We start from the raw sequence: 17,693 nt of genomic DNA, 5'->3' as shown, positions 1-17,693 counted from the left end.
CGATCGCTCGTACCCGAGCCGTCACGGCCGCTCGGCAATCACACTGCTGCGCTGCGTATCGAACATTTCGATCAGATAGCGCTCGAGTGGCTTTTCCGACGCGGTCTTCGGTATCTGCGGCACGATCTGCAACCAGGAGATGACGGAGCTCGCTTCGAGCGTTGCACGGCACGTGCGGAATACCTGCTGAGGATCGAAACCCGCGGCATCCTTGGGCACGACCGCCGCAACCACATCTTTTTCTCCGGGCGCGCCTGACGCGGCCTTGACGCCGTAGACGTAGACGTCCTCCACCAACCCCGATTCGGCGATAACCTTCTCGATCGCAGCCGGATTGACGAACTCGCCGTTGTGGCGAATGCCACCGCCTTTACGGTATTCGAAGAAGAGCCAGCCGCTCTCGTCCTCGCGCACGACGTCGCCCATGTGCAGCCATCCGTCCCGGCATTTCTTCGCCGACGCTTCCGGATTGCCGAAGTATTCGACCTTGAACGGCGAGCCGTCCACCGGCCGGAACAGCAGTTCGCCGGCCGCGCCGGGCGCGCAGTCATTGCCGTCCTCATCGATGATGCGGTGCCTAAGACTTGGCACCGGCTTGCCGATGCTGCCGACCGGACCGTCGCCGACCGGATTGACCGTCAGTCCGCCCTCGGCAGCACCGTAGAACTCGACGATGTGGGTACCGAAACGCTGTTCGAAGGCGCTCCAGATTGCCGCCGGCATCCCCGCGGAAATCACGAAGCGCACCGGGTTGTCGGCATCATCGGGCTTGGCCGGTTCGCTGTAGATTGCGGTGGTCATGCCGCCGAGCAGCGTGAAGGTGGTGCAGCGGTAAGTGCGCGCGATATCCCACAGACGCGATTTCGTGAAGCGACGCGACAGCACGGCACGCATGCCACCAGTAAGCGACGCACCGAGGGTCACGATCTGTGCGTTGGCATGCGTCAGAGACAGCCCCGAATAGGGTCTGTCGTTGGGCGCATAGCCAAACAGCGCGGATACTGCCGCCGACGTTGCGCAATAGCGCCGATGCGTCATCACGATGCCCTTCGGATCGCCCGTCGTGCCGGAGGTGAAGATTAGCTGCATCGCGCCGTCTGGATCGTGGGAACTCGCGTCCAACTGAGGCACCCGTTGCGGCAGCAACGCGCGCAAGGACAACACGCCGCGAAAATCCGCGAGCGGCCTCGCACCCTCGTCCGATTCGAGGCCGATAACCCAGGATAACTTTTCGAGCGAATCGCGTACGGCGAGGAGGTTGTCGAGCGTGTAGTCGGCCGCGATGACACCGCGGCATTGCGCGCTCGCAAGCATGAAAGCCAGCTTCTCTCCTTTCGCTCGCGGATCGATTGGCACGAACACCGTGCCCGAAATCGACGCCGCGACCATTGCGTCGACGAATTCCGCGTGATTGGCCATCAGCAACCCGAAGTGCTCGCCGGGACGCAGGCCGAGATCGATCAGCACCTGTGCGAGCCGCTGACCGTTTTCCCATAGTTGCCGGTATGTGCGTACCTCATCGGGCCGGAGCCCGGCGCCTTCGACGGTCAGCACGTCGAGGTCCGGCCTGGTCTCGACGCGATTGGCAATCAGTGCCGCCAATGTAGTCTCGGGTCTTGTGCTCATGGCACCTGTCTCCTTGATGTTATGTGTTTTTGCGCGTGTGCAGGGGCTCTCCCCGCAGTCACCGCCTGACGCTCAGCGTCCGAGGATCGTAATGCTGGCGACTGCCTCCTCCACGCCACACAGGCCACCACCGTTCTCTGCAATTGCAATGCGGGCACGCTGCACCTGGCGAGCGCCCGCCTCGCCGCGCAGCTGGGTGACCAGTTCGTAGAGTTGACCCAGGCCGGTCGCGCCGATCGGATGCCCCTTCGATTCGAGCCCACCTGACGGATTAATGGGAATCCGTCCGCCGAGCGTCGTGTCGCCCCTTTCCGCGGCCACGCCACCCATGCCCGGTTCGCACAACCCAAGCACTTCCGACTGGATAATCTCCCCGATCGCCGTCGCGTCGTGCACCTCGGCGACCGAAACATCCCGCGGCGCGATGCCAGCTTGCTCATAGGCATTCAAGGAGCCGAGCCGGACGAGATGCTGGTCGAGCGCAGTGGCCACTCGATCACTACCCGTCTGCAACACCGACGCCAGTACGCGGATCGCCCGTGAGTGTCGTCCGCCGAGCAACTCGAGTCCGGCCTCGCTGCACACGATCGCCGCAGCCGCGCCGTCGCTAATGGGCGAGCACATCGGTAACGTAAGCGGATAAGTGATCGGCGGCGCGGCGAGAATCTCTTCGATCGAGTAGGCCTGCTGGTACTGCGCGAGCGGATTGTGGACCGAATGCCTATGGTTCTTGGCGGACACGGCGGCAAACTGCCGCTGGGTCGTGCCGAATTCGCGCATGTGCATGCGCCCCATCGCCGCGTAGATATCCATGAAGACGCTATACGGTTTAGCCGAGATGCTGCCCTCGGGAGGCTCGACTCCATGACCCATCTCGAGCAGCCTGCGCTTGCCGTTCTCGGCGTCATGGACGTCCCATGCGCCATCGAATGCACTGAAGGTACGCGCCTTGTCTGTCGAGAACATCTTTTCCGCGCCCACTGCAAGCACAATGTCGGCGGCACCGGCACGGATGTAATTCACTGCGAGGTGAAACGCGGTGCTCGCGCTAGCGCATGCGTTCTCGACGTTGATTACCGGGACCTTGTCGATACCCATCGCACGCAGTGCAAGCTGGCCGCGGATCATATGCTGGCCCTCCATGTGTCCCTGCGTGGAGTTACCGAAGAACGCGCCCTGCAATTGCGCTTTGTCACAGCCGGCGTCGCGGAGCGCATCCTCCACTGCCGCGCGTGTGAGCTGCTTCACGCTCGTGTCCAGATGCTTGCCGAAAGGCGTCATGCCGACGCCTGCGACGTACACTTCCTTGCCCATCTCGACCTCCGCTGCTGTCGTGCTCGCGCCACGAAGCGTGACGCGGGCCATCCATTTGTCGTCAAACGCTCTTTATCTCGTAGGCGAGATACCCTTCTTCAGCCTGGGCGGCGACGAGATTGCGCGCGCCGAACGCAGATGCCGGCGACACGAAGCCCACCGCATGCAACTGACCGCGCAAGACGCGGCGCACCGCTTCCGCACCGAGCACACCCGTTTGCGCATAGGGGGAATTGCCACGCAGAATCACGCTGACGGAGTTCGTATTGCCCCGTCCCTGACACGACAGCGTGCAACGGTTGACGTCTGGGTTTTCGCGCGGCGGCTCGACCTGCGTAACGGCCTTGCCCCACTCATTGGTGACTTCTTCCTGTCTGGCCGGGTCGAGATGCCTGCACTCCTCCTCGAACTTCTTCAACAGGCCGACCACCGCGTTGAAGCGTTCCTGATTCCTGAACGAGACGAGCGTCTGGCAGTTGCGCACGCGCGGATCGTCTTCGTACCAGATCGGCTCGCCACCGCCGCCCCACGGCAATGCGTTGAGCAGCATGTGCTCACCGGGCAAATGAACCTGATAGGGCGTCGCCCACGGCCACTGCAACAATTCGTTGTTGCGCAGGTAGAACTGCGGCTTCGTGCACATCCGCAAAAACGACATCGTCGACGCGACGCTAACCTCCGAGTCCGCAAGGTAGACGACGTCGAGCGTGTCGATGCCCGGGGTCTCCAGTGCGATTTCCGTAGCGAGATTGCCTTCGGCCCACATGTACGAGTTGCCAGGGCACAGTGCCAGATCCCGGGCGGCGAAGGCCTCTCCGTAGGTACGCTTGATCATGGACATCCAGTCGGTTTCGCCCGTGGTGTCGAAGTAGTGACAGCCCGCCGCGAGGCTCGCTTCGACCACAGGACGGCCGAGCTGCATGAACGGCCCGACGATATTGATGACCGCTTTCTTGCCCTGGAACAGTTCAGTGAGTGCGCCCGCTTCGTTCTCGACCGCCACACACCGATAGTCGTGTCCGGCCAGTTCGGGCACTTTTGCCATCTCCTCTTCGAGCCGCTCCTTGTTGCGCCCTGCGGCAATGAACGGGATGCCGCGCTCGGCGAGCTTCCATGCCGTGAGCTTGCCCGTGTAGCCACTCGCGCCATAGAGGACCACGTCGTATCTCGTTGCCATTTCGTTGTCTCCTTCAGGTTTTGGTCGGATTGCGCGAACGTGCGATGCCGTTCAAAGCAGTTCCGGGTCGATCAGGTAGTACCCGCCCTTGATCGCAAGGACTTCGTTGCATCCGTCCTCGATCAGCGACGCGCGTGCGTCGCGCCAGATCTTCTCGATCGGATACTCGCGGGTGAGCCCATTACCGCAGAAGATCTGCAGTGCGTCGTTGGCAACTTCAAACGCGGTCTGGGTGGCGGTGATCTTGGCCGTCATCGCCGCGTGCAGCGAGGGTTGCGCCGCCGTGAAGTTGTAGTGCACGACACGATGCGTGAGCGCGCGCGCGGCCTCCACTTTGCGGAACATGTGAAAGAGCCGGGCCGCGACCGCCTGGTGCCGGATGATGGGCAGGCCCCCCTGCTTGCGTTCGTGTGCGTAGGACAGAGCGAGTTCGAAGGCCGCGCGTGCGGCACCGGTAAACACGGTGCCCATGATCGCGTTGGCAAACGTATGGATCGCATAGACCGCATCGAGGTACTGCTCGGGGCCGGCAAGAATGTGCTCCTTCGAGAGCCTGACGTTCTCGAAGAAAATTTCGCCCTGATTGAGCGCGCGCTGGCCGACCTTGTCGAGCGGCTTGCCGCGTGATACCCCCTCGGCGTCCATCGGTACGACGATCACCGCGCCGTGCTTGGTATCGGCGCCTTCGCCGCTGTCCGCCGCGCAATAGAGAATGCAGACCTCGGCGATGATGCCGTTCGATACCCAGGCCGACTTCTGCCCGTTGATGATGACCTCGTCGCCGCGCAGCGTCGCCACGCAGTTGGGCCGGCCGTACGAACCCTGCGGATGCAAGATCATGCCGTTCGCGTCGAGCATGTCGGAGCCGTGATCGGGCTCCGTGATCGCCCAGCAGCCGAGCTTCGCATCCGGCGCGAGCCCGCGGCAAAACGTGTTGCCGAGCATCACGCTCATCACCGCGGGAAGCAAGCCGGCGCCGAACGAAATCGCAAGCCCGGAATCGCCCCAGCCGAGCTCCTCGAACAGGATGCACATCGTCTTCGCCCGCTCCGCGGGTTCTAGTTCCATCAGGCCGTCCACGCCAAAACCCAGTTTGACGTACATGTCACGAGCTTCCCAATAAGGTGAGCCTCGTGCGATCGCCTCTTCCGGTGTCATGCGATCGAGCTTGACGCCTATAGGACGCATCACTTCTTCTGCGTAACGATGGACTGTCTGTTGGACCATCTGGCTCATTTCCGACAACTCGGGTTCCGCACCGAGTGGCCCGAGCTTGTGCGATGCAATATGATCTGACGCGGTTGACATGTCTCCTCCTTCGACGTGGTTGGGAGTATCATTTCTTGAGCAACGCACCGGTCCTTGTCGCGCACGGCGGGACGTCCAGCAATGACCAGGCGGCGAGCTGCACAGTTGTTCGGCTAACTGCGACTTCGATCTCCTCTGTGACTCCATGGTGTATCAGCACCGCCGCAGGCAATATCCCCCTTACGGGGGAGCACGATCGCACAGGTCGGGGACAAAACTCAGGGTCAACCCGAATGCCTGGAACAACCAATTCAAACGACTGAGGAGACGCCCTTGAAGACGCCACCTCTCTTTCCCGTTACGAAGGCCTTTCCGCCGCGACTCTCGTCGGGCTTGATAGACCGTCCGCGGCTGAACTGTCTTGCCGAGCAAGCCGAAAGCAAACGGCTCACGGTAATCAAGGCGCCTGCCGGTTTCGGCAAGACGTCTCTCGCGCTCGCATGGATCAGCCAACTGCGCGCAGGCGGCGCACAGGTCGCGTGGCTGTCTCTCGATCCCGAGGACGACGAACCGGCGCGCTTCCTTCATCATCTGGCACATGCGCTCCAGAATGCCTGCGGCAACGTCGGCGCTTCAGCGATCGGCCTGACGGCCGAGGCCTCCCTCGTTCCGGCGAACTCCGTCGTGTCGACACTGATCAACGAACTAGTCGACGTCGACGACGAGGTCTATCTGGTCCTCGACGACTACCACCTGATTACCCTTCCGGCGGTTCACGATGCGACATCGTTCTTCATCGAGAACGTGCCGTCGCATGTACATGTGGTGGTGTGCACCCGCACGGATCCTGCACTGCCCCTCGCCCGGCTACGAGCGCGCAACAATCTGCTCGAGATTGACGCACCCATGCTGCGTTTCAACTTCGACGAGACACTCAGTTTTATTGAATCCGAATGCCCGTGCAAACTCGGCGATTCCAGCATCAAATCGCTTTTTGCCAGCACCGAAGGTTGGGCCGCGGCGCTGCGCATTTCCGCATCGGTGCTCGCGCGCGGGGAATACAAGCCGGGTTTGGAATTGACCGCGGCGTCCGGCGCTTCGAGGCCGTTCGCCGCCTATCTGGAAGACATGCTCAAGAGCCTGCCCGCCGAGATGGTCGAGTTCATGCTGCGCACGTCGATACTCGATCGACTGACAGCGCCCCTTTGCCAGATCGTAACGGGCATCGCGGGAAGCCAGAGTATGTTGGAAGCGATCGCTGCGCGCCAGTTGCTGCTCGAACCAATGGATCTGGAAGGACACTGGTTCCGCCATCACCATTTGATGGGCGAGTACCTGCGTCTGCGGCTGGAAACGCAGTATCGCGATGAAGTGCCCGAGCTCCACCGCCGTGCATGCAGGTGGTACGCAGAGCAGGAGTTCTGGACAGACGCTGTCAGACACGCGATCGCCGCGGGCGCCACGGAAGATGCCCTCTCGTTAATGGGCCATTGCGCGATGGCCCTCGTCAAGAAGGGCGACCTGCTCACACTGCTCGGCTGGCAACGCCACTTCCCTGCACACCTGATGCGAGCGCAGGTGAAAGTCACACTGGCGATCGCGTGGGGAATGGCTCTCGCGATGCGCTTCAGCGATGCGCTTGCGATGCTGGATACGATCGAGCAAGACACCCAAGGCGCGAGCACCGACCACGGTGATATCCATTTGGAATGCCAGGCGATCCGTGCGGTCGTCGCAGCGTTGCAGGACGATGCACAACGCGCGCTCGTGATCGCACAAGGCTGTCTTGCTCGACCGTCGACCGATATCTGGACGACCAACGTAGTGTCCAACGTCGTTCGCCTGGGCCAATGGAAAGCAGGCAACCTCGAAGCGTTTTACGCAACGCCCTGGATCCCCTATTCGATCGAGGAAGACCAGCGCAACATGTTTTCTTCGGTCTATCGGCTGTGTCTGCTTGGCCACGCTGAAATGCAGCAGATGCACCTGGCGCTGGCCGAGCGGTACTTCCTGGAGTCGATGCATCTCGTCGAGCATCACTCGGGCCCGCAGTCCATCTCCGCCGCGCTGTGTGCGCCGATGCTCGCCCAGATCCGCTATGAACAAGGCCGGCTAGACGAGGCCGAAGCGCTTCTCGCCGATCTGATGCCGGTCGTCGACGCCGCGGTGCTGCTGGATAGCGTGTTGATCGCGTACCGTGTGCTCGTGCGGATCGCTGCGGCGCGCTCAAACGCCGCCCAGGCCTATGCATTGCTCGACCGTGCCCAGGCTTTGGGTCATGCGCGGCGTTGGGACAGGCTGACCGCCGCTGCCCTCCTCGAGCGCACACGGCTCTATCTTACGGAAGGGAGGATCACGGAAGCATCCGCGTCTGTCGCGCAACTCGATCAGCTCGCGGCTTCCGTTTGCTCCCGCACGCAGTCTGTGTCACCCGAGATCGAGACCTACCGGGCAGTTGCCGCATCCCGACTGGCAACGGCACAGAACCGGACAGAAGACGCCGTCGAGTCGTTGAATTCCGCGTTGCGCGGGCTCGAACGCCGGCATAACGACTATCTCGCGTTGACCTTGCGAACCGTGCTTGCACTGGTGTGGCTGGCGGTGGGCAAAAGCCGTTTCGCCGTCGTGACCTTTCGTGACGTACTGAGTCTTGCCGCGCCCGCGGGCATCTACCGCTCTATTCTGGATCAAGGGCCGGAGATCGGCCCATTGCTGCGGGCGGTACGGGAAGATACGCCCTCCACTGCGAAGACCAGGGAAATGGTGCATTACATTGATCGCCTGCTCGACGGATGGGGGGGGCAGTATCAACCCAGCGGCAAGCCGGAGCGCGACGCGGAGCGGGAATCGCTAAGCGCAAGCGAACGTAACATCGTCAAGTTAATCTCTCAAGGGCAGTCGAACAAGGAGATCGCGCGCACGCTCAGAATCACGCCCGAAACAGTCAAGTCTCACGTGAAGAACATCTTCGTAAAGCTGTCCGTCGACAAGCGCGCTCAAGCAGTGGCTCGCGCGCAGGAGCTTGGTCTGATTGGGGGTCTCTAGCTTGCGCGTCGTTGTGTGCTTTCACGACATCCCATCATTTCGGCGGCATCCGGACCGCGCCGTCAAGCCGAATGACTTCGCCGTTCAGCATCACATTGCCAAATATGTGCGCTGCGAGGCTCGCGAATTCGGGCGCGCGTCCCAGGCGCGGCGGCAACAGGACGAGCTTTGCCAGCGCCTCGCACACGGTTTCCGAAACATCTGCCGCCATCGGTGTTTCGAACACACCCGGGGCGATCGTCATCACCCGGATGCCCGAGCGCGCCAGTTCGCGTGCAAGCGGCAACGTCATACCCACCACGCCTGCCTTACTCGCCGCGTAGCAAGCCTGGCCGATTTGCCCGTCGAATGCCGCAATCGAGGCTGTATTGATGATGACGCCCCGCTCGCCCTCCGAGGAAGGCGAGTTCGCGGCCATCGCGAGCGCGGCAAGCCGGACCACATTGAATGTACCGACCAGGTTCACCTGGATGCCCTTCGTGAAGAGTTCCAGCGAATGAGCGGAACCGTCCTTGCCGAGCACCTTTTGCGGAATCACGATGCCCGCGCACTGAACCACACCTTGCAGGCTGCCGCCCAGATCGAGCGCATTCGCGATGGCACGCTCCACGTCCGTTTCGCTCGTCACGTCCGTTTCGACAAAGCGAACCTTCTCGCCTAGCGCGGCCGCAAGTCGTTGGCCGCCCTCGATATTGACATCGGCGATGACGACGTTTGCCGCAGCCGCATTGAGCAATTCGACCGTCGCACGGCCCAGACCTGAACTGCCACCAGTGACCAGAAATGTACGTCCCTGGATGTCCATGATTACGTCTCCTCGTGTGTTTGCCGACAGGGCATGCGCTTCGGCGCGCGACACAACCGTGGCCGCATGGAGCAACACGCCGACCGCGCCGCCTACGAACGTCCCGTTGATGCGGATGAATTGCAGATCGCGGCCGATCTCAGCCTCGATCTTTCGGCTGACTTCTTCACTGTTCCAGCTTCTCATAACGTCGGTGATCCACATCGAGAGCTGGCGCCGGCCGCGCACCACAAGCGTCCGGGCGAGCGCCAGCCACCACGCATTCAGCTTGCGTTGAATCGCAGGCTCGCTCCTCACGCTCGTACCGAGCAATCTTGCCTAGTCCGAAGTCATACCCAAGTCGCCCCCCTCGACAGGCTCTAATGTGTACAAGCCGACTGCAGCTGCGTGACACAAAGTCGATGCGAAGCGAACGCACGCTCACCGCATTGATCCTAGCGCGCTTCCGATTGTCATGCCGTCAATGATGCTCTGAGCTGCACCGTAGCCTCGCATCAGGGCTTCGGCCTCGGTAGCGAATGGTCGATCGGCGGATTGACCGAAGCTCAACCGTTGAATTGTTGTGGAGCTTTCACCGGATGAAATGCTAAGGACTGCGACGTATCTGAGCGGTATGGAAAGAACCTTTCCACCTGGAATTCCGTAGATGGACTCCGAATTCACCTCGATGGTGAAGTCTTTGTATCGGTACAATCGATGCATCTCTCAATCCCCTGTGTTGCGCATTCTTGAAAGGTCTTCGGCCGCGGCTGCCGCCAGTGCGCCCTAGCGCCCTATCGTGAGCGCTAGAGCCAGGAGCATTCGGGCTGCCTTTACCACTGGTGATTGCTAGCGCATATGCAGGCCACCGTTCAGCGAGAAGTCTGCCCCTGTCGCGAACGCCGCTTCGTCGCTGGCAAGCCACGAGACAATCGAGGCAATCTCAGTCGCTTCCCCGAGACGGCGTACCGGAATGCTCTGCACGATTGCATCCAGTACTTCGGGGCGCACAGCGCGGACCATATCGGTCCCGATGTACCCGGGTGAAACCGTATTCACCGTGACGCCCTTCGTCGCCACCTCCTGCGCAAGCGACATCGTGAAGCCATGAATGCCCGCCTTCGCCGTTGAGTAGTTGGTCTGGCCAAACTGCCCTTTCTGGCCGTTCACGGACGAGACGTTGATTATCCGGCCCCATCCCTTGCCGACCATTTCCTCGATGACCTGCTTGGTCACGTTGAAGAGACTCGTCAGGTTCGTGTCGATGACATCGTTCCAGATTTCCTGCGACATTTTCCGGAACACGCCGTCCCGCGTAATGCCAGCATTGTTCACCAGCACGTCAATCTCACCGATCTCCTTCTTTACCTTCGCAAAAGCGGTTTGGGTCGACTCCCAGTCACCAACATTGCCCTCGGAGGCGGTAAAAGAGAATCCAAGCTCGGCCTGCTCGGCCAGCCACCGCTCACGTCGCGGTGAGTTGGGCCCGCATCCCGCCACGACGCTCAGGCCGTCCTTATGTAGCCGCTGGCATATCGCTGTTCCAATTCCACCCATACCCCCGGTTACATAAGCGATTCGCTTTGACATGTTCAACCCTCGGTTCTTGCTGCGGTTAAGGACCAACATACTTTTACCTGGAAGCTAATCCGCGTTTCCGACGTGCGCGTCCGACGACGCTTCCTTCCGCCGCGTCGCCCGGTGGCATTCAAATAGCTTCAACCGTTGCGGCCCCCGACCCTTCAGAGACTGGGCGGCTCGCTGCATTGGAGCGACGGGCATCCGGTTAGACCCGGGTCCGGGCGGCACGCCGGATGTCTGCTCTGGCAGGCGACCATGCTCCATGAACTCATGAAGCACCTTCACCGCCTCCGGCCTGCTGCGCCGATCCAGTCTGGAGAAGGGCGTACGGGGACGCTTTCTCGCCGACACGTCCGTGACATGCTTCAAACTGGAGAAGGTCTCCCTGACCGCCGCGCGGATGCTTTGCTCGTACAGCATGCTCGCGATATGCGAAACGCCTCGTGCCAATTCCGTCTCTCAACCAGCCAAGCGCCCGCCGCGATCAGATGACCGCTTACGTTAACGGATTATGCAAACTGATCGCGCAACCACTTCTTGTTTATCTTGCCGACGCTCGTCTTCTTCAGTTCGTCGACAAACTTCACAATCTGCGGCACCGCATACTTCGAGATCCGCCCTGCTGTGGCGAACGTCAGCAAATGCTGCCTGATGTCCTCCCCGCTCACCGCCGTGTCCGCCTTGAGCACCACCAGCGCGGCTGGCCGCTCGCCCCATCTGTCGTCCTTGACGCCGATCACGGCCACTTCCGCGACGCCCGGATACAACGAAATAAGGCTTTCAATTTCAAGAGACGATATCCATTCACCTCCCGATTTGATCACGTCCTTGATGCGATCCGTGATCTGCAGATTGCCCGTTGTGTCGATATGGGCGATGTCCTGGGTGTGCAGATAGCCGCCGGCCCAGAGCTGCGCGGACGCCTCTGGATTGTTCAGGTAGCCCTGGGTCAGCCATGGCGCACGCACGACAATCTCGCCGCAGGTCTCGCCGTTGTGCGCAACATCCACCATCTGGTCCGTCACGATGCGCACATCGACAAGCGGGATGGGCAGCCCAGTCTTACAGCGCAGGCGCACCTGTTCGTCGAAATCGACGGCCTCGCTGCCCGGTTTGAGCTGCGCGAGACTCAGAATGGGACACGTCTCCGACATGCCGTAGCCGGTGAAGACGTCGATGCCCCGCTCGATCGCCGCGCGTGCGAGGCCATGCGGCAAGGCTCCGCCGCCTATGACGAGCTTCCAGTTGCTGAAGTCAGCAGACTTCGCCTCGGCGCAACTGAGCAGCATATGCAGGATGGTGCTCACGCAATGCGAGAACGTGACGCCTTCGTCGCGCACCAGCTGGATGATCCGGTCCGGCACGTAGCGGCCCGGGTAGACCTGCTTCACGCCTAGCACGGTGGCGATGTAAGGCATGCCCCATGCATGAACATGGAACATCGGTGTAAGCGGCATGTACACGTCGCCGCGGTGAAACCGCTGACCCGACACGGGGCTCGCCAAGGCGGCCATCACGGTGATCGTGTGCAACACGAGTTGCCGGTGGGAAAAGTAGACGCCCTTGGGCAAGCCGGTGGTGCCCGTCGTGTAAAAGGTCGTGGCCCGGGTGTTTTCGTCGAAATCGGGGAATGTGTAGCTTGCTGCGCTCGCGGCGAGCAACGCCTCGTATTCGGCCGCAAACGGGACGGTGTGCACGCACGCCTCGCTGTCCGCCTCATCAATCCAGATGAATGCGCGCACTTTTTCTAGCTTGTCCTTGATTGCGTCGATTACCGGCAGAAAATCGGTGTGAACGAGCAGTATCTCGGCGCCCGCATCGTTGATTGTGTAGGCGATTTCCGACTCAGAGAGCCGCACGTTGACGGTCTGCAACACGGCGCCCATCATCGGTACCGCGAAATAGCACTCGAGGTAGCGGTGACTGTCCCAGTCCATCACCGCGACCGTGCTGCCGTATCGGGCGCCAAGACTGCTCAGGCCGTTGGCGAGCCGGGCAATGCGCTCGTGCAGAGTGGAATAGGTCATTCGCAGTTTCCCGCGATAGACGATTTCCTGGTCCGCCGCCTGGGAAAACGGCGTGTGCAGCAATTGCTTGATAAGCAACGGATAGGCGTAAGCCGGTGATGTCGGGCCTTTTACGTCAACCTGCATCTGTGTCTCCTTGAATCCGATGTTGGATCACGGGCTTTTATGGGTTCTTCCGCTGGTGACGCGTGCAGTTGCGTCCCGGGTAATTCCATCATCCTTGCTGTCATCGTCCGGCGCTATCCCCCAAAAGGGGGATAGAAAAGTTGGCTTGAACGCGGGGACAGGCGGTACTGAAAGTCTGGGCGCACTCGCGGTCCCGGCATATGCGGCCTCTCCAGATGGTCGATCGATTTGGACGAACGACCGCCGCGCGCCGCTTTGGCGCCGCGAGGCAACGCGTGTCCGTGTCATCGAAGCTCGTCGAACGCTTGCCAGAAAGAAGAGTTCATATTTTGGCTTCCCCGTCAATCCCCCGTTTGTCACCTCAACATTCCCTGCCCACCGCCGTAAGAGCTTCTTTGAAGCGCCATGTTCCGGCCGTCACGGTTGACGCTTCTGCTGCTGATCGCTTTCTACTCGAGGTTCGCTAACTTATGAAACTGTCTTTCGCCCAGAAGCTATGGCTGCCGCTTATCCTGGGTCTGTCGTGTCTCGCGGGAATATCGGTCTATGACGCCTACCAAACCAGGGAAGTGCAGCTGCACGAGCGCAAGGCTGACCTGATACACGCCTCGGAAATCGCCATGACGGTAGTCAAGACATTTAGCGACCAGGCCACGGCCGGCTCCATGCCTGTGGCAGTAGCCCAGAGGCGCGCCATGGACATCATCCGGGAGATGCGGTTTGGCAAAGATGGCTACTTCACGATCCTGAATTCCCATCCGACGATCCTCATGCATCCAACCGAACCGGACATGATTGGCAAGGATGTCAGCGACCTAAGGGATCCAGGTGGCGTCTATATCAACAGGGAGATCGTTGCCGTGGTGCAGCGCTACGGCAAGGGCTTTAGCGCGTATTCGTTCGCCAAACCTGGAACAACCGAAGCGTCGCCCAAAATTGCTTTCAGCATGGGGTACCAGCCGTGGGACTGGATTCTCTCGTCCGGGGTGTATGTCGACGACATCAATAAGTCATTCCTGTCGACGCTGTACCAGAGCCTCGGGCTTCTGTCGGTAATGGCAGGCGCCTTGTCGGCTGTCGTGGTACTGCTCAACCGCGGCATCCTGCGCTCACTGGGCGCCGAACCGTCCTATGCCGCCGAGCTTGCAAACAGAATTGCCAATAACGATCTGACTGCGGTAGTCAGCACTGCGCCCGATGACCGGTCCAGCCTCTTGTTCTCGATGAAGCGCATGCAGGGGCAGCTCAGGCAAACGATTGGCACGATCAAGATGTCGGCTGACGCGATCGCCACCGCGACCCAGCAGATTGCGGCGGGCAACCAGGACCTGTCGCAGCGCACCGAAGAGCAGGCAGCCTCGCTCGAGGAGACGGCCTCAAGCATGGAGCAATTGACCTCGACGGTCATCCAGAATGCCGACAATGCCAGCCAGGCCAATCAGCTTGCCGCGCAAGCCGCCGAGGTGGCGGAGCAAGGCGGACTCGCAGTCTCACGCGTGGTTGAAACCATGGACGGCATCAATGCCAGTTCGACCAAAATAGCCAATATTGTTGGCATCATCGAAGGTATTGCGTTCCAGACCAACATTCTTGCGTTAAACGCGGCTGTCGAAGCCGCGAGAGCGGGGACGCAGGGACGGGGGTTTGCCGTGGTAGCGTCCGAGGTCCGTTCGCTCGCACAGCGGTCCTCAACCGCCGCGAGGGAAATCAGGGAGTTGATCCACGATTCGGTGCAACGCGTGCAGGCAGGTGCTGGTTACGTGCGCGAAGCAGGTGCGAAGATGAGCGAGATCACTCACGAGATAAGACGGGTGACGGACATCATGGGTGAAATTTCCGCCGCGTCGCAAGAACAGAGCAAAGGCATCGGTCAAGTCAACCAGGCCGTCACGCAGATGGATGAAGTCACACAACAGAATGCGGCACTGGTTGAGCAGGCAGCAGCGGCCGCCAGTTCGCTCGAGTCACAGGCCGGGGATATGAAAGCCGCCGTTTCGATGTTCAGGCTGGAGATCTTCCCGGCCAGCGCCAGAAAGGCTGTTAGCGACGTCGATCAAGTTTCTGGCAAGGCCATTCGCCCCTTCACTGTCGAACTGCACGCGAATCGCCACTGCGTGATGTGACCGAATCTGCCGCGACACGTCCTTGTCCACCCGCTACGGACAGCGCGAGTTTTCCCGATACCTAACGATGGGTCACACGCATGGCTCGCCGCACGGCATTTGAAAGAGCGCAAAATATATCGACGCTCAGCCACCCGACGAGAGGCGAAAGGCGCGGAAGCTCAATGGAGCTTGAGTCGCGGCGACGTTCTGCGGCTGATACAGTCGCCCGCGATGCGTAGCAGGGCGCGCGGCGAACCGTACAGCGCCACCTGATGCATCCTGTACAGGGAAACATAAAACATCCTCGCGAGCCAACCGCTCAAGCTCACGTCGCCGAGCAGATTACCCATCAGTTCGCCGACCGCATCGAAGCGCGACAAAGAGACGAGCGAGCCGAAGTCCTGGTAGCGGTATGGAAGCGGCGCCTTGCCACTCAGTCGCGCCACCAGTGATTTCGCAAGGAGCGCCGCCTGCTGGTGCGCCGCCTGCGCGCGCGGCGGGACCAGGGCGTCGGTGCCGTCGCCCCTCGGGCACGCCGCGCAGTCGCCGAACGCGAAGATATTCTCGTCTGTTGTCGTCTGCAACGTCGTGGAGACCATCAACTGGTTCAGACGATTCGTTTCGAGCCCGTCCATGTCCCGCAGAAATGCTGGCGCGCGGATGCCGGCTGCCCAGACCTTCAGACTGGCCGGAATCAGCTCGCCGCCGTCCGTTAACAGTGCGTCGGCGCGGACCTGCTTGACCTTGGTAGCCGTGCGCACCTCGACGCGGATCTTGCGCAGCCCTTCGGTGACGGAGTCGCTAGCCCGCTCCGAGAGCGCCGGCAGCACCCTTGGCCCTGCCTCCACCAGCGTGATGTGCATGTTCGCCGACTGAATACCGTCGAGACCGTAGTTCGCGAGCTGCATGCCGGTATGCCGCAACTCCGCCGCCAGTTCAACGCCGGTGGCGCCTGCTCCGACGATAGCGATACTCACTTGCGAGTCGCTGTCGCGCAACGCGTGAGCGGTCATATAGTGCTGCAGCAGTTGACGGTGAAACCGCTCGGCCTGCTGCGTCGTGTCAAGGAAGACGCAATGTTCGGCCGCACCTGGCGTGCCGAAATCATTCGTATTGCTGCCGACTGCGATGACGAGCGTATCGTAGCCGAGCATGCGTTCCCCTACGATTTCCGCGCCGTCCTCGTCGACAAGCGGCGTCAGGCGAATCTCCCGCTGACTGCGGTCGATCCCGCAAAGACGGCCCAGTTGGAAATTGAAGTGGTTCCACTTGGCCTGCGCAAGAAAATTCAGTTCGTTGTCGGGCACGCTCAGCGAGCCCGCCGCTACCTCGTGCAACAAGGGCTTCCAGACGTGGGTCATCTGCGCATCAACCAGCGTGATTTCCGCCTGCCCCGAGCGCCCCAACTTTCGGCCGAGACGCGTGGCCAGTTCCAGCCCGCCCGCCCCGCCGCCCACTACAACGATTCGATGACTCATGAAGTCTGCAATCCAGTTCAGATCGACTGACGACCGTCAGTCAGACGCAAGCCGCGCAAACGGTGCGAACGCAAACTCGCAGCGCACTCAACCATGTCACGGACCGGCACGCGCACCTGACGGTCCCGCCGGTTACGGCCGACTTGCCGCGAATGCAAACGGTTCGCCCAAGCCACGGCAGTCCGTTCCAGCGCGTACGGCACGGCTTGCGCGCAACACACTCAGGACTGCCCTTAGCCCAGTTCCGCGGCCAGTTCCGGCACGACGGTGAACAGGTCACCCTCCAGGCCATAATCGGCGACGCTGAAGATCGGTGCTTCTGGATCCTTGTTGATCGCGACGATGACCTTCGAATCCTTCATTCCGGCCAGATGCTGGATCGCGCCAGAGATGCCCACCGCGATATACAACTGCGGCGCAACGATCTTGCCCGTCTGCCCGACCTGATAGTCGTTCGGCACGAAGCCCGCATCGACTGCCGCGCGCGATGCGCCCAGCGCTGCGTTGAGCCTGTCGGCCAGCGGCTCGAGCACTTTGGTGTAGTTTTCGCCGCTGCCCAGACCGCGGCCACCCGACACGATGATCTTCGCCGACGTCAGTTCCGGACGTTCCAGCTTCGTCACTTCACGGCTCACGAACTGAGAGATGCCCGCATCTGCGGCGGCTGCGAGCTTCTCGACCGTTGCGCTGCCGCCTTCGGCTGCCACTGCCTCGAAGCCGGTCGTACGCACCGTGATGACCTTGATCGGATCGGCCGATTGCACCGTTGCGATCGCATTGCCCGCGTAGATCGGGCGCTCGAACGTATCGGCACTCACCACCGCCGTGATGTCGCTCACCTGCGCGACATCGAGCTTCGCCGCAATGCGCGGCGCGACGTTCTTCCCGGCAGGCGTTGCCGGTGCCAGGATGTGTGTGTAGTTGTTCGCCGGGTCCTGCACAATCGTCAGCACCGTCGCCTCGACGTTTTCAGCAAGACCCGCTTCAAGCTGCGGCGCGTCGGCCAGCAGCACCTTCGCAACGCCTGCGATCTTTGCAGCCGCATCCGCAGCACCCTGCGCGTTGTGCCCGGCGACCAGCACGTGAATGTCGCCGCCAATTTTTTGTGCTGCAGCGACCGTATTCAGCGTCGCTGCCTTCAGCGACCCGTTGTCATGTTCCGCAATTACCAGATTCGTCATT

At 61.3% G+C, this 17,693-nt stretch carries 11 protein-coding genes and 1 pseudogene; 2 read left to right on the top strand and 10 right to left on the bottom strand.

Going from position 1 to position 17,693, the window contains the following annotated elements; genetic code table 11:
- Positions 1–21: 21 nt before the first annotated feature.
- The 4 genes from B0G80_RS42215 to B0G80_RS42200 form a co-directional block, all read right to left on the bottom strand.
- Positions 22–1,626, bottom strand: coding sequence for an AMP-binding protein (locus tag B0G80_RS42215; RefSeq protein WP_116123419.1), 1,605 nt, complete (start codon positions 1,624–1,626; stop codon positions 22–24).
- A gap of 72 nt (positions 1,627–1,698) precedes the next feature.
- Positions 1,699–2,940, bottom strand: coding sequence for a thiolase family protein (locus tag B0G80_RS42210; RefSeq protein ID WP_116123949.1), 1,242 nt, complete (start codon positions 2,938–2,940; stop codon positions 1,699–1,701).
- 61 nt (positions 2,941–3,001) lie between these two features.
- The gene (locus tag B0G80_RS42205; RefSeq protein WP_116123418.1) at positions 3,002–4,117 is read right to left on the bottom strand and encodes a trans-acting enoyl reductase family protein; all 1,116 of its coding nucleotides are present in this window, start codon (positions 4,115–4,117) and stop codon (positions 3,002–3,004) included.
- Between the two features lie 51 nt (positions 4,118–4,168).
- Positions 4,169–5,425, bottom strand: coding sequence for an acyl-CoA dehydrogenase family protein (locus B0G80_RS42200; RefSeq protein ID WP_116123417.1), 1,257 nt, complete (start codon positions 5,423–5,425; stop codon positions 4,169–4,171).
- Positions 5,426–5,698: 273 nt separating this feature from the next.
- Between B0G80_RS42200 and B0G80_RS42195 the strand changes: the two genes are divergently transcribed.
- On the top strand, positions 5,699–8,410 hold the full coding sequence (locus B0G80_RS42195; protein ID WP_258879191.1) for a LuxR C-terminal-related transcriptional regulator: 2,712 nt from the start codon (positions 5,699–5,701) through the stop codon (positions 8,408–8,410).
- A 34-nt stretch (positions 8,411–8,444) separates the two neighbouring features.
- Here B0G80_RS42195 and B0G80_RS42190 read toward each other — a convergent pair whose 3' ends face one another.
- The 4 genes and pseudogenes from B0G80_RS42190 to B0G80_RS42170 all read right to left on the bottom strand — a co-directional run bounded on the left by B0G80_RS42190 (position 8,445) and on the right by B0G80_RS42170 (position 12,928).
- A complete protein-coding gene (locus tag B0G80_RS42190) occupies positions 8,445–9,215 on the bottom strand; it encodes an SDR family NAD(P)-dependent oxidoreductase (RefSeq protein WP_258879264.1) in 771 nt (256 codons plus the stop codon).
- Positions 9,216–9,281: 66 nt separating this feature from the next.
- Positions 9,282–9,512: pseudogene (locus B0G80_RS47590) on the bottom strand (DUF445 family protein); the annotation flags it as partial.
- A 531-nt stretch (positions 9,513–10,043) separates the two neighbouring features.
- On the bottom strand, positions 10,044–10,784 hold the full coding sequence (locus tag B0G80_RS42180) for a 3-ketoacyl-ACP reductase (RefSeq protein ID WP_116123948.1): 741 nt from the start codon (positions 10,782–10,784) through the stop codon (positions 10,044–10,046).
- 500 nt (positions 10,785–11,284) lie between these two features.
- Entirely contained in the window at positions 11,285–12,928 is a 1,644-nt protein-coding gene (locus B0G80_RS42170) for a fatty acid--CoA ligase (RefSeq protein ID WP_116123412.1), read from the bottom strand.
- A 470-nt stretch (positions 12,929–13,398) separates the two neighbouring features.
- On the opposite strand from B0G80_RS42170, the gene B0G80_RS42165 reads away from it, so the two are divergent.
- Positions 13,399–15,051 (top strand): methyl-accepting chemotaxis protein, encoded by a 1,653-nt coding sequence (locus B0G80_RS42165; protein ID WP_116123411.1) that lies wholly within the window; start codon positions 13,399–13,401, stop codon positions 15,049–15,051.
- A gap of 161 nt (positions 15,052–15,212) precedes the next feature.
- Here B0G80_RS42165 and B0G80_RS42160 read toward each other — a convergent pair whose 3' ends face one another.
- Both B0G80_RS42160 and B0G80_RS42155 read right to left on the bottom strand, forming a co-directional pair.
- On the bottom strand, positions 15,213–16,511 hold the full coding sequence (locus B0G80_RS42160) for an NAD(P)/FAD-dependent oxidoreductase (RefSeq protein ID WP_116123410.1): 1,299 nt from the start codon (positions 16,509–16,511) through the stop codon (positions 15,213–15,215).
- 233 nt (positions 16,512–16,744) lie between these two features.
- Entirely contained in the window at positions 16,745–17,692 is a 948-nt protein-coding gene (locus B0G80_RS42155; RefSeq protein WP_116123409.1) for an electron transfer flavoprotein subunit alpha/FixB family protein, read from the bottom strand.
- Between the last annotated feature and the right edge of the window lies 1 nt (position 17,693).

It is taken from the genome of Paraburkholderia sp. BL6669N2 (assembly GCF_003387275.1).
Classification (GTDB): domain Bacteria; phylum Pseudomonadota; class Gammaproteobacteria; order Burkholderiales; family Burkholderiaceae; genus Paraburkholderia.
This window is presented reverse-complemented; position numbering and strand designations above follow the sequence as displayed.

Excerpts from the sequence above, each read along its gene's own strand:
- B0G80_RS42215 (WP_116123419.1), bottom strand. The coding sequence starts at position 1,626 with ATGAGCACAAGACCCGAGACTACATTGGCGGCACTGATTGCCAATCGC.
- B0G80_RS42210 (WP_116123949.1), bottom strand. The coding sequence starts at position 2,940 with ATGGGCAAGGAAGTGTACGTCGCAGGCGTCGGCATGACGCCTTTCGGC.
- B0G80_RS42205 (WP_116123418.1), bottom strand. The coding sequence starts at position 4,117 with ATGGCAACGAGATACGACGTGGTCCTCTATGGCGCGAGTGGCTACACG.
- B0G80_RS42200 (WP_116123417.1), bottom strand. The coding sequence starts at position 5,425 with ATGTCAACCGCGTCAGATCATATTGCATCGCACAAGCTCGGGCCACTC.
- B0G80_RS42190 (WP_258879264.1), bottom strand. The coding sequence starts at position 9,215 with ATGGACATCCAGGGACGTACATTTCTGGTCACTGGTGGCAGTTCAGGT.
- B0G80_RS42180 (WP_116123948.1), bottom strand. The coding sequence starts at position 10,784 with ATGTCAAAGCGAATCGCTTATGTAACCGGGGGTATGGGTGGAATTGGA.
- B0G80_RS42170 (WP_116123412.1), bottom strand. The coding sequence starts at position 12,928 with ATGCAGGTTGACGTAAAAGGCCCGACATCACCGGCTTACGCCTATCCG.
- B0G80_RS42165 (WP_116123411.1), top strand. The coding sequence starts at position 13,399 with ATGAAACTGTCTTTCGCCCAGAAGCTATGGCTGCCGCTTATCCTGGGT.
- B0G80_RS42160 (WP_116123410.1), bottom strand. The coding sequence starts at position 16,511 with ATGAGTCATCGAATCGTTGTAGTGGGCGGCGGGGCGGGCGGGCTGGAA.
- B0G80_RS42155 (WP_116123409.1), bottom strand. The coding sequence starts at position 17,692 with ATGACGAATCTGGTAATTGCGGAACATGACAACGGGTCGCTGAAGGCA.